This is a genomic window from Chelativorans sp. J32 (assembly GCF_000518985.1).
Classification (GTDB): domain Bacteria; phylum Pseudomonadota; class Alphaproteobacteria; order Rhizobiales; family Rhizobiaceae; genus Chelativorans.
Map to the genome: position 1 here is coordinate 77,779 of NZ_JAEQ01000014.1, position 13,852 is coordinate 91,630.

15 protein-coding genes are annotated in these 13,852 nt (G+C 61.0%); 8 read left to right on the forward strand and 7 right to left on the reverse strand.

Features of this window, described 5'->3' with window-relative positions; translation table 11 throughout:
* The first annotated feature begins 53 nt into the window (after nt 1–53).
* From CHEJ32_RS0117120 to CHEJ32_RS0117150, 7 genes are all read left to right on the forward strand, one after another.
* Complete coding sequence (locus tag CHEJ32_RS0117120) at nt 54–1,733, forward strand: NAD+ synthase (protein ID WP_028034879.1); 1,680 nt, start codon at nt 54–56, stop codon at nt 1,731–1,733.
* Between the two features lie 101 nt (nt 1,734–1,834).
* Nucleotides 1,835–3,754 carry a DNA primase gene (gene dnaG / locus CHEJ32_RS0117125; RefSeq protein WP_028034880.1) on the forward strand — a complete coding sequence of 640 codons (1,920 nt, stop codon included), beginning with the start codon at nt 1,835–1,837 and terminating at the stop codon, nt 3,752–3,754.
* A 306-nt stretch (nt 3,755–4,060) separates the two neighbouring features.
* Nucleotides 4,061–6,073, forward strand: a complete 2,013-nt coding sequence (rpoD, locus tag CHEJ32_RS0117130) for an RNA polymerase sigma factor RpoD (RefSeq protein WP_028034881.1) — start codon at nt 4,061–4,063, stop codon at nt 6,071–6,073.
* 424 nt (nt 6,074–6,497) lie between these two features.
* Nucleotides 6,498–7,235 (forward strand): carbonic anhydrase, encoded by a 738-nt coding sequence (locus tag CHEJ32_RS0117135; protein ID WP_028034882.1) that lies wholly within the window; start codon nt 6,498–6,500, stop codon nt 7,233–7,235.
* Nucleotides 7,236–7,486: 251 nt separating this feature from the next.
* Nucleotides 7,487–7,780, forward strand: a complete 294-nt coding sequence (locus CHEJ32_RS0117140; RefSeq protein WP_028034883.1) for a GYD domain-containing protein — start codon at nt 7,487–7,489, stop codon at nt 7,778–7,780.
* Nucleotides 7,781–7,826: 46 nt separating this feature from the next.
* Complete coding sequence (locus tag CHEJ32_RS0117145) at nt 7,827–8,246, forward strand: secondary thiamine-phosphate synthase enzyme YjbQ (RefSeq protein WP_028034884.1); 420 nt, start codon at nt 7,827–7,829, stop codon at nt 8,244–8,246.
* A gap of 55 nt (nt 8,247–8,301) precedes the next feature.
* Complete coding sequence (locus CHEJ32_RS0117150) at nt 8,302–8,583, forward strand: HlyU family transcriptional regulator (protein ID WP_028034885.1); 282 nt, start codon at nt 8,302–8,304, stop codon at nt 8,581–8,583.
* 66 nt (nt 8,584–8,649) lie between these two features.
* On the opposite strand, the gene CHEJ32_RS0117155 is transcribed toward CHEJ32_RS0117150, so the two are convergent.
* Nucleotides 8,650–9,291, reverse strand: coding sequence for a TetR/AcrR family transcriptional regulator (locus tag CHEJ32_RS0117155; protein WP_028034886.1), 642 nt, complete (start codon nt 9,289–9,291; stop codon nt 8,650–8,652).
* A 70-nt stretch (nt 9,292–9,361) separates the two neighbouring features.
* Here CHEJ32_RS0117155 and CHEJ32_RS0117160 point away from each other — a divergent pair, with 70 nt between their 5' ends.
* A complete protein-coding gene (locus CHEJ32_RS0117160) occupies nt 9,362–9,775 on the forward strand; it encodes a VOC family protein (RefSeq protein WP_028034887.1) in 414 nt (137 codons plus the stop codon).
* Nucleotides 9,776–9,878: 103 nt separating this feature from the next.
* Here CHEJ32_RS0117160 and CHEJ32_RS0117165 read toward each other — a convergent pair whose 3' ends face one another.
* From CHEJ32_RS0117165 to CHEJ32_RS0117190, 6 genes are all read right to left on the reverse strand, one after another.
* Nucleotides 9,879–10,337, reverse strand: coding sequence for a peptidylprolyl isomerase (locus CHEJ32_RS0117165; protein WP_028034888.1), 459 nt, complete (start codon nt 10,335–10,337; stop codon nt 9,879–9,881).
* Between the two features lie 196 nt (nt 10,338–10,533).
* Nucleotides 10,534–10,950: a glyoxalase/bleomycin resistance/extradiol dioxygenase family protein gene (locus CHEJ32_RS0117170; protein ID WP_028034889.1), complete on the reverse strand. Its 417-nt coding sequence runs from the start codon at nt 10,948–10,950 to the stop codon at nt 10,534–10,536.
* A 257-nt stretch (nt 10,951–11,207) separates the two neighbouring features.
* Nucleotides 11,208–11,573 (reverse strand): YciI family protein, encoded by a 366-nt coding sequence (locus CHEJ32_RS0117175; RefSeq protein ID WP_028034890.1) that lies wholly within the window; start codon nt 11,571–11,573, stop codon nt 11,208–11,210.
* Between the two features lie 62 nt (nt 11,574–11,635).
* Nucleotides 11,636–11,992: a YciI family protein gene (locus tag CHEJ32_RS0117180; RefSeq protein ID WP_028034891.1), complete on the reverse strand. Its 357-nt coding sequence runs from the start codon at nt 11,990–11,992 to the stop codon at nt 11,636–11,638.
* 79 nt (nt 11,993–12,071) lie between these two features.
* Complete coding sequence (locus CHEJ32_RS0117185; protein WP_028034892.1) at nt 12,072–13,337, reverse strand: RNA polymerase sigma factor; 1,266 nt, start codon at nt 13,335–13,337, stop codon at nt 12,072–12,074.
* Nucleotides 13,334–13,720 (reverse strand): YciI family protein, encoded by a 387-nt coding sequence (locus tag CHEJ32_RS0117190; RefSeq protein WP_028034893.1) that lies wholly within the window; start codon nt 13,718–13,720, stop codon nt 13,334–13,336. The genes CHEJ32_RS0117185 and CHEJ32_RS0117190 overlap by 4 nt, the downstream gene beginning before the upstream one ends.
* Nucleotides 13,721–13,852 lie beyond the last annotated feature (132 nt).

Genomic DNA, 13,852 nt, shown 5'->3' on the forward strand with positions numbered 1-13,852 from the left:
TGCGATCCCGCTCGATCCTTGCAAGCCCCTTGGGTGCGAGCTAGATGAGCCTCATGACCCAAGCCGCTCCCGATATTCTCCGCATCGCCGTCGCTCAGCTGAACCCTACGGTCGGTGACATTCCAGGCAATCTCGCCAAGGCGCGCGTGGCGCGCGCAGAGGCTGCCAGGCAGGGGGCCGATCTCGTCCTTTTCACCGAGCTCTTTATCGCCGGCTATCCGCCTGAAGACCTGGTGCTGAAGCCTGCCTTCGTCGCAGCCTGCGAGAAGGCTGTGCGGGAGCTCGCGGCGGAAACGGCCGATGGCGGACCGGGCGTCATCATCGGCACGCCGCTCAAGCGTGAAAGCGGCGTGCACAATGCCGTGATGGTGCTCGATGACGGCAAAGTGATCGCCGAACGCTATAAGGTGGATCTGCCGAATTACGGCGAATTCGATGAGAAGCGCGTCTTCCAGGCTGGTCCCAGCATGCCCGGCCCGGTGAATTTCCGGGGCGTGCGCATCGGAATCCCCGTATGCGAGGACATCTGGGGCAAGCTCGACGTCTGCGAGACCCTGGCCGAATCCGGCGCCGAAATCCTGCTCGTTCCGAACGGCTCGCCCTATTATCGGGGAAAGGTGGAGGTTCGCCAGCAGGTGGTCATCGTGCAGGTGATCGAGAGCGGCCTGCCGATCGTTTACGCCAATATGCTGGGCGGCCAGGACGAGCTCGTCTTCGACGGCGCTTCCTTCGCCATCCAGGCGGACAAGTCGCTCGCCTTCCAGATGAGCCAATTCGAGGAGGCGGTCGCCGTCACCACCTGGCGCAGAACAGAAGACGAATGGGTCTGCTCTGACGGACCGATGGCCATCATTCCGGAAAAGGAAGAGGCGGATTATCGCGCCTGCATGCTGGGCCTGCGCGACTATGTGAACAAGAACGGCTTCAGGACCGTCGTTCTGGGCCTGTCCGGCGGCGTTGACTCCGCGCTTTGTGCGGCGCTTGCGGTGGATGCGCTCGGTGAGGAGCGGGTGAGGGCGGTGATGATGCCCTACCGCTATACCTCGAAGGAATCGCTGCGCGATGCGGAAGACTGTGCGCGCGCACTCGGCTGCCGTTATGACATCGTGCCGATCGGCGAGCCTGTGGAGGGCTTCCTCAATGCACTCGGCCAGCTCTTCGAGGGCACGGAACAGGGCATTACGGAGGAGAACCTGCAGAGCCGCGCGCGCGGCACACTGCTCATGGCAATCTCCAACAAGTTCGGCTCCATGGTCGTGACGACGGGCAACAAATCCGAAATGTCGGTCGGGTATGCCACGCTCTACGGAGACATGAATGGCGGCTTCAATCCCATCAAGGATCTCTACAAGATGCAGGTCTACGCGCTCTGCCGCTGGCGCAACGAACATGTGCCGCCCGCGGCGCTCGGACCGTCCGGAGAGGTGATTCCGGTATCCATCTTAGACAAGGCCCCGTCGGCCGAATTGCGCGAGAACCAGACGGACCAGGATTCGCTTCCGCCCTATCCCGTGCTGGACGATATCCTGGAGTGCCTGGTGGAGAATGAGATGGGAGTGGACGAAATTGTTGCACGCGGCCACGACCGGGATCTCGTGCACCGGGTCGAGCATCTCCTTTACGTCGCCGAGTACAAGCGCCGCCAGGCTGCTCCCGGCGTGAAGATTACGAAAAAGAACTTTGGACGTGACCGGCGCTATCCCATCACCAACAAGTTCCGTGACCGGGGATGAGCAAAGCTTCAAGCGCATGCCTGTGAACAGCGGGTATTTGGGCTGGAAGTTCGCGACAGGCCCGCAAGTGCTGTATAGGATCCCCATGACAGGCGGGGCCCATGCGCTTTTCCACTAGCTTCCTCGACGAAATCCGCGATCGCGTACCCATCAGCCAGGTGGTGGGCACGCGCGCGACCTTCGACAAGCGCAAGAGCAATCCTGGCCGGGGCGATTTCTGGGCCTGCTGCCCCTTCCATGGCGAGAAGACGCCGAGCTTCCACTGCGAGGACCGCAAGGGGCGGTACCACTGTTTTGGCTGCGGCGTTTCGGGCGATCATTTCCGCTTTCTCGTGGAACTTGACGGGATGAGTTTTCCCGAGGCCGTGGAGCGCGTCGCCGAGATGGCAGGCGTGCCGATGCCCGCGCGTGACCCTGAGGCGGAGAAGAGAGAGAAAGAGCGAGCCAGCCTCACGGATGTGATGGAGATGGCGACGCAGTTCTTCCAGGATTGCCTGCAGGGAGCTCAAGGCGCCGAAGCCAGGTCCTATTTGCGCGGACGTGGCATCTCCTCGGCGACACAGCAGACGTTCCGTCTCGGCTTCGCGCCGGATAGCCGCAATGCGCTCAAGGAATTTCTCTCTGGCCGGGGCATCGGAAAAGAGCAGATGGAAGCCTGCGGCCTGGTGGTGAGCGGGCCGGATATCCCCGTCTCATATGACCGGTTCCGTGGCCGGGTCATGTTTCCGATCGAGGATACGCGCGGCCGCGTGATCGCTTTCGGGGGGAGAGCGCTTTCCTCCGATGTGCCGGCGAAATACCTGAATTCGCCGGACACCGAGCTCTTCCACAAGGGCAATGTACTCTACAACCATGCCCGCGCGCGCAAGGCCGCCAAGGGTGGCCCGGTGATCGCTGTCGAGGGCTATATGGACGTGATCGCGCTTGCCCAGGCCGGCATCGAGAATGTGGTGGCCCCGCTCGGCACGGCGCTCACCGAAAATCAGCTTGAACTCGTGTGGCGCATGTCCGGCGAGCCGGTGCTCTGCTTCGACGGAGATGGTGCGGGATTGCGCGCGGCGTGGCGGGCGGCCGATCTCGCGCTGCCTATGGTGCAGCCGGGGCGATCCCTGCGCTTTGCACTTCTCCCGGAAGGGAAGGACCCGGACGATCTCGTGCGTGAAGAGGGGCGGCAGGCCTTCGATGGGCTGGTCGCGGAGGCAAGGCCGCTTGCCGATCTTCTCTGGATGCGTGAGACATCGGGTCGTGTCTTCGATACGCCCGAGCGGCGTGCGGAGCTTGAGCAGACGTTTCGTGAGCTTGCGAACAGAATCCGCGACGAGAATGTCCGCAGGCACTACGCGCAGGAACTTCGCGACAGGGTGCAGAGCTTTTTTGGTTCAGCATCCCAGGCTGGATGGAAGAAGCGCGGCGGCTTTTCGTCGCGCGGGGGAGCGCCGGGCAGGCAGGGGGCAGCCGCGGGGCGATTTGCAGTCTCCGAAAGCCTGGCGCGCTCCGCCCTTGTGAAGAAAACCGCAAGCATCATGCCCCTTCGGGAGGCAGCCATTATCGTCACTCTCGTGAACCACCCGGCACTGATCGATGAGCAATTCGATGCCGTGGAGAAGTTGTTGCTTTCCAACGCTGACCTGAGGAGGCTCCATTCCGCTCTGCTCGATGCGGTCGCCCATGACGTGGCGCATGACCGGGAGGCATTGACACAGGCAATTGCAGCTGCCGGCCTTGGCGAGGTGCTGGAGCGGGCGCAAGCTCTCCTCCAGCGCGCGAATCAGTGGCCGGCTTTGCCGGAGGCGGCCTTCGAGGACGCACGCGAGGCCTTTCTGCAGGCGCTGCACTTGCACCGCAGTGCAGGCGCCCTACATAGGGAACTGAAAGCGGCCGAGCAGGCGCTGGCCAACGAACCGACCGAAGAAAATTATCGGCATCTCGTGGAGATTCAGGCGGAACTGCGCAATTTGCAGTCAGCGGAAGCGCTCATCGAGGGCTTTGGTGTACTCTCGGGGCGGGTTGGAAGGTCTTGATTTATCCCCAGGAGCGAGCAGCCAAAACGTGCTGCGATTCGCTTTTTTGGCGCGAATCATGGCACAGCAGCTTGACCTCGGCGTGGTTTAAAGGAATCAGGATCGATTCGACCGGATCCTGCGGGTTGGTCTGCGTAAGCAAAAAGACCACAGGACATGGATAAGCGGCAAGACCGCTATAGATGTCAGGGTTAATCGCGCTTTAACACAGGGCGCATAGAGCCTGAAAGTGCGCACGCCGGCAGAGAGCCGGGCTGTGGAAAGATAGCTGAGCCCACTGCAAGGGGCGGTTGGAGAAGGCAGAGCATGGCGACAAAGGAAAAGGAAGAGGTCGAAATCGAACGCGACGGCACCGACGGGCCGCTGCTCGACCTTTCCGACGATGCAGTCAAGAAAATGATCAAGCTCGCGAAGAAGCGCGGCTATGTGACCATGGACGAGCTGAACGCGGTGCTGCCTTCCGGGGAAGTGAGTTCCGAGCAGATCGAGGACACGATGGCCATGCTCTCCGACATGGGCATCAACGTGGTCGAGGACGAGGAGGCCGGCGAAGAAGCCGAAGCCGACAACTCGAGCGAAGAGGAAAGCAGCGACTTGGTCGAGGCCGGGACCAGCGCCGTCGCGACCGTCACGAAGAAGGAGCCGACCGATCGCACCGACGACCCGGTGCGCATGTATCTGCGCGAGATGGGATCGGTAGAGCTTCTGTCGCGTGAGGGCGAGATCGCCATCGCCAAGCGCATCGAGGCTGGACGCGAGACCATGATCGCAGGGCTTTGCGAAAGCCCGCTCACTTTCCAGGCCCTCATCATCTGGCGCGACGAACTCAACGAAGGAAAGATCCTGCTGCGCGAGATTATCGATCTCGAGGCAACTTATGCCGGCCCGGAGGGCAAGCAGGCTCCTGTGATCGCGCGGCCCGACGAGCTTGCAAAACCCGCGGTCGAAGAGAAGGTCTCTCGGCGCTCACGGGATGACGAGGACGACATCACCAATGTCGGCGGCGAGACGCGGTCCGAAGAGGATGACGAGGAAGAGGACGAGACCAATCTCTCCCTCGCCGCCATGGAGGCCGAGCTCAAGCCCGGCGTCATGCAGACCCTCGACTTTATTGCAGACACCTATGCCAAGCTGCGCAAGCTGCAGGACCAGGAGGTCGAGAGCCGTCTGGGCGATTCCGACAAGCTGTCGGCCGGCCAGGAGCGCCGCTCGAAGGAGTTGAAAGACGAGCTCATCAAGGCGGTGAAGTCGCTTTCACTCAACAACCAGCGCATTGAAACGCTGGTTGAGCAGCTTTACGACATCAACAAGCGGCTGGTTCAGAACGAGCTGAAACTGTTCCGTCTCGCCGAAAGCTATGGCGTCAGGCGCGAGGACTTCCTCAAGGCTTATCAGGGCTCCGAGCTCGACCCGAACTGGGGCGGGACGGTCGCGGCCTTGCCGCAGCCCGGCTGGAAAGAATTCGTCAAGCACGAGGACGACACGATCGAGGCGCTTCGCTCCGAGATCCAGAACCTTGCCCAAGAGACGGGCATTTCGATCGGCGAGTTCCGCCGCATCGTCAACCAGGTGCAGAAAGGCGAGCGCGAGGCGGCCATCGCCAAGAAGGAGATGGTGGAGGCCAATCTTCGCCTCGTCATCTCGATCGCCAAGAAATACACGAACCGCGGCCTGCAGTTCCTGGATTTGATCCAGGAAGGCAATATCGGCCTGATGAAGGCAGTCGACAAGTTCGAGTATCGTCGCGGCTACAAGTTCTCGACCTATGCCACCTGGTGGATCCGGCAGGCGATTACCCGCTCGATCGCCGACCAGGCCCGCACGATCCGCATTCCGGTGCACATGATCGAGACGATCAACAAGATCGTGCGCACCTCGCGCCAGATGCTGCACGAGATCGGCCGCGAGCCGACGCCGGAGGAACTGGCCGAGAAGCTCGCCATGCCGCTTGAGAAGGTGCGCAAGGTCTTGAAGATCGCCAAGGAGCCGATTTCTCTCGAAACGCCTGTTGGCGACGAGGAGGATTCACATCTCGGCGATTTCATCGAGGACAAGTCCGCTGTGCTGCCGATCGACGCGGCGATTCAGGCAAACCTGCGCGAGACCACGACGCGCGTGCTCGCCTCGCTAACGCCGCGTGAGGAACGCGTGCTCCGCATGCGCTTCGGTATCGGCATGAACACCGATCATACGCTTGAAGAGGTGGGCCAGCAGTTTTCGGTGACCCGCGAGCGTATTCGCCAGATCGAGGCAAAGGCGCTGAGAAAGCTCAAGCATCCGAGCCGCAGCCGCAAGCTCCGCAGCTTCCTCGACAGCTGAGGGAGCGGCGATCCGAAAACTGCGGGTTTTCGGAGATCATGCTACTCAAGCGCAGAAATCGTGGTGCTCAATGCATCCAAAAAGCCGGGCTGGTGCCCGGCTTTTGTTGTCAGAAGTATGCGCCGGTCAGCCCGACGAAGGGCTCGTGTCGCAACCGGGAGCTGTCAGCACAAGCCCGCTCGCTGTTGGAACCTGCTTGATGCGAAACGCTTGCCGCGGAGACTCGCGCGCTCTGCTAGGCGCCGTTATGGACCGGTTGAGGACTTAACGGAATTCGTCTCCAATCCTTTATGTCTTCGTAAACCGCGGACGCCGAAGCACACACGCCAGCTTCGGTTTTGACACGCTGCCGCCGCATTTTCTCCCGCTAGAGTAGAATTGATATTTGCATATTCAACTCATTTCACCGCAAGGGAATCTGTTCATGGAACGGCGCAATTTTATCAAGTCTCTCATTGCCGCTTGTCTGTTTTGTGCGGGGCCGGCGACGGCGGCACCTTGGGAGAACGCGGGCAATGGGCCGGACTATTGGGCTTATCTCGGTCCGCGTAATTTGGCCTGTATCACCGGTAGCCAGCAATCGCCGATCGATATTTCTGGAGATGTCAGCGCAAAGCTTTCAAAGCTGGCCGTCAAATGGACAGGCCGCGGTGGAACGATGGTGAACAACGGCCATACCGTGCAAATAAACATGCCTTCCGGCAGCACCCTTACGCGGGACGGAGAGGTCTATGATCTGGTTCAGTTTCATTTCCATACGCCGAGCGAGCACCGCGTGAAGGGCAAGACCTTTCCCATGGAAGTGCATTTCGTTCACAAGAACGACAAGACGGATTCCTATGGCGTGCTCGCGGTCTTCCTGACGGTCGGCGCAAAGAATGAGGGCTTTGCAAAGCTTGCTGCCGGTTTCCCGCATAAGCAGGGAGTGGATGTCGATGTAAAGCATGTCGATCCGAACGGCCTTCTGCCGCACTCGCTCGACTACTGGCTTTATGAGGGGTCCTTGACCACGCCGCCCTGTAGCGAAGATGTAGACTGGATGATCGTCAAGGAGCCTCTCGAGGTGAGCGCAGACGACATCGCCAAGTTCACTGCCATATATAACAACAATGCTCGGCCAATTATGCTGCCGCATCGGCGGTTCATCTTGAGTTCCGACTGACACAGGAGCGGCTACCGCCGCAGGCCCATGCGGGACGGTGCCAGCTTTCGTCCGGAATTGCGCTCGGGTTGATAGAGGTTCCTGCGAGACTATCCAGCTTTGGTAGAATTGCGCCCCAAAGCGGATGGCGACCTGAAAGCGTTCATCTTGCCGCTCGAGACGGGCAGGCGCATATTTCGCTGCAGGCGGTGGGAAACGTTCCGGCGCCGGCAGATCTGCGTGAGATGTCACGGCGCCGAGGGAGGTGTGACGTGACCACTTACATCGTACTTTTGAACTGGACCGAACAAGGCATGAAGAACCTGCGCGAGTCGCCGCGGCGGCTCGATGCCGCCAAGACCTTGCTTCAGGAAATGGGCGGCTCGTTTCAGGGCTTTTATCTGACCATGGGTGAATATGACATGGTGGCGGTCTGCGAGGCTCCGGACGATGCCATAGCCGCCCGCTTTGCGCTGAGGCTGGGCACCCAGGGCAATGTGAAGACCTGTACGCTGAAGGCTTTCCCTGAGGATGCCTATCGCGAGATCATCCGCTCGCTGGGCTGAGCCGGAACCGCTTGACAGGCGCATCTGGCCGATGCACGACCCGATCATGCCCCAGATGCGCCTCACCATCGGTACGTTCGGCCAGGGTCTCTACGAGTTTACCCGGGAGGCCGCTGATTTCGTGCGCAGACAGCCGGCTGAGGAAGGCCTGCTCACTGTCTTCGTACGGCACACATCCTGCTCGCTGATCATCCAGGAGAATGCCGACCCTGATGTGAAGCGCGATCTCGATGCGTTCTTCGCCCGGCTCGTTCCACCCTCCAGCGATCCCTCCATGGATTGGATCGTGCACCGTCTCGAAGGGCCGGACGACATGCCGGCACACATCAAGGCGGCGCTTACGCAGACCTCCATCGGCATCCCCGTTTCCCAAGGACAGATGCTGCTGGGCACCTGGCAGGGGATCTACCTTTTCGAACACCGCGACAAGCCGCACCGGCGCGAGATCGTTCTGCACTTGAGCTAGTCTGATCCTCGATGCGCAGCCGCGGTAGCGTCCCAGAAGCCATAAGGAGAGTGCCATGTCATTTCTGAAGCGCCTGTTCGGCAGTGAGAAATCAGCGGAGCAGGGAACGGTCGGCAAGCCGGAAGAGCACAAGGGCTTCACCATCCGAGCCACGCCCTTCTCCCAGGAAGGGCAGTTCCAGACCTGTGGCGTGATCTCCAAGGAGATCGGCGGCGAGGTGAAGGAGCACAGGTTTGTCCGCGCCGATCGTTTTCCTAGCGCCGATCTCGCCGCTGAGCACGCGATCCGCAAAGGCCGCCAGATCATCGACGAGCAGGGCGACGCCCTGTTCAGCTAGTCCGCTGGAAGTTTTCCCGACACCCCCGGATTTTGCAAGGAAGGAGGGATGCCGGGCTCAGGCAGTTCAGAACGGCAGTTCCTGCTGGTCGGAGCCATCGGCTTTGCGTGCGGCGGCGGATGCCGCCAACCCTTCGATGATCCCGGCAAGTGTCTGGCGATAGGCTTTCTCGTTCCCGCCAGCCTCAATCGCAAGCGCCGCGCGGTCGAAAGCTGCTGCGAGAAGACCGGTAAGTGCGGAAAGGGGCAACGCGGGCAGAGCGCCTGCTCGAATCGCGGCGGCCAAACCCTCACGTAAGGTTCGATTGCCGTGCCGGCCCTCGATCTCATCCATCACCGACCGGCCCAGAACGGCTGGACCATCGAGCAGGAGCAAGCGCGTGCGTCCAGCCACGGCCATGGCCTCCAGGAATGCAGAACCTCCTTCCAGGAGAGCTGCGACGGGGGAGGGGGACATGGCTTTCCGCTCGATCTCCTCGGCCAACAGGAAGGCCTCGCGCTCCACGACCGCTTGAAAGAGGGCCTGCTTGTCTGCGAAATGGTGATAGAGCGCGCCACGGGTCACACCTGCCTTTTCCGCAATCTCGGGCGTGCTGGTCTCCGCATAGGATTTCTCCACGAAAAGACGGCGGGCTGCTTTGAGCAGCTTTTCACGCGTCTTCTCCGAACGTTCGCTATTGGGGCGGCGAGGGGTCTTCGCTTCTTGCATACATACAGCCTGTATGTTATCTTGGATTTACATACAGACAGTATGTCTTTTTGTGAAAGGCAGCAAGACGATGAAGACCACCAGTTATTACCCGGTGATCATGACCGATGACGTGGCGGGGACGGCAGCCTTTTATTGCGATCACTTCGGTTTCGAAGCGAGGTTCGAGAGCGGCTGGTACGTGCACTTTCAGTCAGGTGAGGACGAAGGCGTGAACCTTGCCATTCTCGACGGCTCCCACGAGACCATTCCGCCGGTCGCGCGCGGGCGTGCCTCGGGCCTGATCCTCAATTTCGAGGTGGAGGACGTGGATGGCGAATATGAACGGGCGAGAGTTTCCGGCCTGCCGATCTTGCTGGAACTGCGCGATGAAGCTTTTGGTCAACGCCATTTTATCACTCGTGACCCGAATGGCGTGCTGATCGACGTCATAAAGCCGATCCCGCCCTCGGCAGAGTTCGCGCAGATGTACTTAGGGCAGTAGAGGATAGGGCTCTAAGCGGGTAAGATAGTGCTGAAAGAGCAGAGCGCAGGTCGGCAAGCAAGCGGTACGCCTGCTGCCAAATGCCTGCTCCATTCGTTGCCCTCTACTGGCCGAATTTCAAGCCGGGTTCAGAGCCGAGGATCTCTACCAGCTCGATATCGAAGACCAGATCTTGGCCGGCGAGCGGATGATTGGCGTCCACCACCACCTCTTCATCGTCAACCTGGATGACGGTGAGCGGTATCTGTTTGCCGTCGCGCGTGGTCGCGGTCAGCCGCGTGCCGATCTGAAGATCCAGATTGTCGGGCATGGAGCTGCGCGGCACCGATTGCACCTGCCGCTCGTCCCTTGTTCCATAAGCCTCGTCGGCAGGAATGGTGATCGTCGAAATCTCGCCGACCTCCATGCCTTCCACTTGCCTCTCGAAACCGGGGATGACCTGGCCGCCCCCAACTTGGAATTCGAGCGGCTCGCGGCCTTCCGAGGAATCGAATTCGGTGCCGTCGGTGAGGCGTCCCCGATAGTGGACGCGCACGACATCGCCTGTCTTGGCTTGTCTCATGGATTTCTCCTTTTTACCGATTTCGATCCATCTGCGCCCAAGCGCTTCGCGGCCGCACCTCCATGATTTGCGGCCACCCGTCCAAGGGTAGGGCGCGCAATGGGTGAGTAAACCCCTCAGGACGAGTTTTTTCCGGTCTTCGGAACACGAATTTGCTGCTGCCGGGGCAGCAGCCAGGTACTCAGCCCTGGGCAAGTTACTTGCCAACGATTGCCCAGTCGTAGCCGAAGGGATCGCGAAGCTGGCCGAAACGGTCGCCCCAGAACATCTTTTCAAGTGGCATCACCACCTCCATGCCTTCCGCCTTGGAGGCGCGATCCCACCAGAAATCCACATCATCGACGCAGAGGGTGAGGGTGATGCCTGCAGGCTTTATGTAAGCGTGGCCATATTCGGGATAGGGATCGCTCATCATCACCGAGCCGCCGTTGATGTAGAGATGGAGATGCATCGTGCGTCCCTGTTCATCCACCGGATGGCGGGCGACTTCTTTGGCGCCGAAAGCCTTCTCGTAAAATGCGGCAGCCTTGGTGGTTCCCTCGACCTGGAGATAGGCGATGACGCCGCCGCGCGGTTCGCCGGTTTCACCAGGGGTGATTTGGATTGCAGACATGTCCTTCTCCTTCTTTTGCATAAAGCCCTTTGCGATCTGGTCGTCCCAAGGACGGTGGAAAAGGCGCACATCCGACAGAAGGCATTTTTTATGCGGCTGCGCCGAGAGGCGGCGCAGCCGCAATGGAAACGTCCCCACCGGAGGCGGTTTCTAGAGCGCGGAGTCCGATCTTGTCGGCCGCGGCATCTTCTTCGCCTTCTCCTATGGCCGCTCCGTCCAACTAGCGGTCCCAGTAGGGGGACGGGTGTTGCGGGCGTTCAAAATGCATCCCCGGTGAGATCTTCGATCGCGCGCAGTTCCACTGTGCTGCCGGTGGCGAGCATAGGCAGGCGGGCTGCGAGTGCAAAAGCCTCGTCCTTTCCTTCCGCCTCGATCAGGAGGAAGCCGAGCAATTGCTCCTTGGTCTCGCTGAAGGGGCCGTCGGTGCTGACAATCCTGCCGCTCTTCAGACGCAGCGTGGTCGCCTCTGATGGCCATTCCAAACCGTGCGAGGCTATGAAATGCCCTTTTGCCTTCAACTCCTCGTCGTAGCCCTGTGCCGCGCGCACGCATTCCATCGCTGCTTCCAGAGGCTTCGTCCTCATCTCGGCTTCATCGGCATAAATCAGTAAAAGGTAACGCATAGGGATTCTCCGTCTCGCTCCTTGCGGACACATTCCCGGTTGGGACCGGGGCCGGACGCGTATCATTGCTCGCCGGGCTTGCCCGCCATGCGGATCTCGATACGGCCATAGCGGCCTATAGGTACCTTGGAGGCCATGGCGACCGCGTCGTCGCGGTCCTTGGCTTCCACCAGGAGAAATCCGACGAGTTGCTCCTTCGCTTCGGAAAAGGGACCATCCACCGTCACCACCTTCCCGCCGCGCGTGACGAGATTTGTGGCGCGGGAGGGCGCTTCCAGCGCGTGAGCGACGACCAGATTGCCCTGCTGCGCGAGCAGACCGTCATAGGCGATGGAGTCTTGGACCAGCCGGTCCATCTCTTCCTTGGGGAGGGCCCTCAATGCAGTTTGATCGACATAAACCAGGCAGACATAGCGCATGTTCATCTCCTCACTCTTGAACCACGCGCCTAGGACGGCTGCAGCGGACGCCCTCCGACATTTCTCCGCCGGGAAAAAATCAGGCAGATTTTGCCTTTGGTTTCGAGTCGGTGATCAGCCGGTCGATCTGGTGGCGGATATGGGCGGCTTCGGCGGGCGTGCGGGCGAGCGAAATGGCCTTGTCGAACGCGGTGCGCGCTTCCCGCTCGCGGCCCAGTTCCTTCAGCAGCGCACCGCGCACGCCATGGAAGTAAAAATAGTTCGAGAGCCGTTCCGCAAGCGGCTCGACAAGCAACAGCGCGGCCTCCGGCCCTTGCGTCTTGAGCACCGCAACCGCGCGGTTGAGCCGGATGATTGGGGAGGGCTGAAGGCGTTCCAGCATCTGGTAGAGCAGGTTGATCTCCTGCCAATCGGTTTCCTCCGGCTTCGACGCCCGCGCGTGGAGCGCAGCGATCGCCGCCTGCACCTGGTAGGCGCCGGGCTTGCGATGGCGCATGGCCTTGTCCACCAGCGCCAAGCCCTCCGTAATCATGTCGCGGTTCCAGAGGCTGCGGTTCTGCTCGTCCAGGAGGACGATATTGCCGTCGCCGTCGATGCGGGCAGGCGTGCGGGCATGCTGCAGGAGCATCAGCGCCAAAAGGCCCATGACCTCCGGCTCAGCAGGAAAAAGCCTCAGGAGGAGGCGGGCGAGCCGGATCGCCTCGCTGCAGAGCGGTTCGCGCACATGCATGTCCCCGCCGCTCGCGGAGTAGCCCTCATTGAAGATCAGATAGATCATGGCGGCCACCGCCGCGAGCCGCTCCGCCCTCTCTACGGCCCCGGGGGCGCCGAAGGGCACGTTTGCTTCCGTCACGCGCCGCTTTGCCCGGGTGATGCGCTGCTCCATCGCCTTTTCGTTGACGAGAAAGGCACTGGCGATCTCGCGGACGGAGAGGCCGGAGACGATGCGCAACGCGAGCGCCACCTGCTGTGTCGCCGGCAAATCCGGATGGCAGCAGATGAACATCAGCCGCAGGATGTCGTCGCGATAATGCGAGTCGTCCAGCCGCTCGGCCATATCGGCCTCGGCATCCCCAAGGTCGGAAATCGCCTCGTCGGCGGGAAGTGCCGTGTTGCGGCTGTCGCGACGGACCGAATCGAGCGCGGCATTGCGGCCAACGAAGATGAGCCAGGCGGCGGGATCGCGGGGCGGCCCGTTCACCGGCCAGGTCTTTATGGCGCGCAGGCAGGCTTCCTGGAACGCCTCCTCGGCCCGGTCGAGATCGCGGAAATAACGCAGAAGCGCGCCCATCGCCTGCGGGCGCGCGCCCGTCAATGTCGTCTCGATCCAGGCCAGGTCGTTCATGATGCTACTTTCACCTCTCCAGGGAGCACGCCTTCTTCAAAGATCTGAACCGGGCGGATCTCGAATGTGCAGCTTTCGCCCTCTTTCAGGCGCTTGGCGAAATCGATGACCTCGTCCAGGTTTTCGCAATCCACGAGATAGAAGCCCAGAAGCTGTTCTTTCGTCTCGGCGAAAGGGCCGTCCAGCACCAGCTGCTCGTTGCCGGAGGTTCGGATCGTGGTGGCGCCGGTGGTAGGCACGAGCCTGATAGCCGGCCCCATCTTCCCATGCTCGACGAATTCCTTCTGCACGCGCTTGCGCTTGGCCAGGACCGCTTCGTCTTCGGCCTTGCTCCAGGACATCACCACGTCCTCGTCGTGGTAACAAAGAATGGCATAAAGCATCGGTTCACCTCGTTCGCTTGAAAGACGGCCGAGCATGCCTCAATCCGACAGGGGCAGCGAGCATTTTCGCAAGTTGGTGGCGAGCCATAGTTTTGCTTGCGCTTGGGCTCAAACCGGCTATGTCTCGGTCTC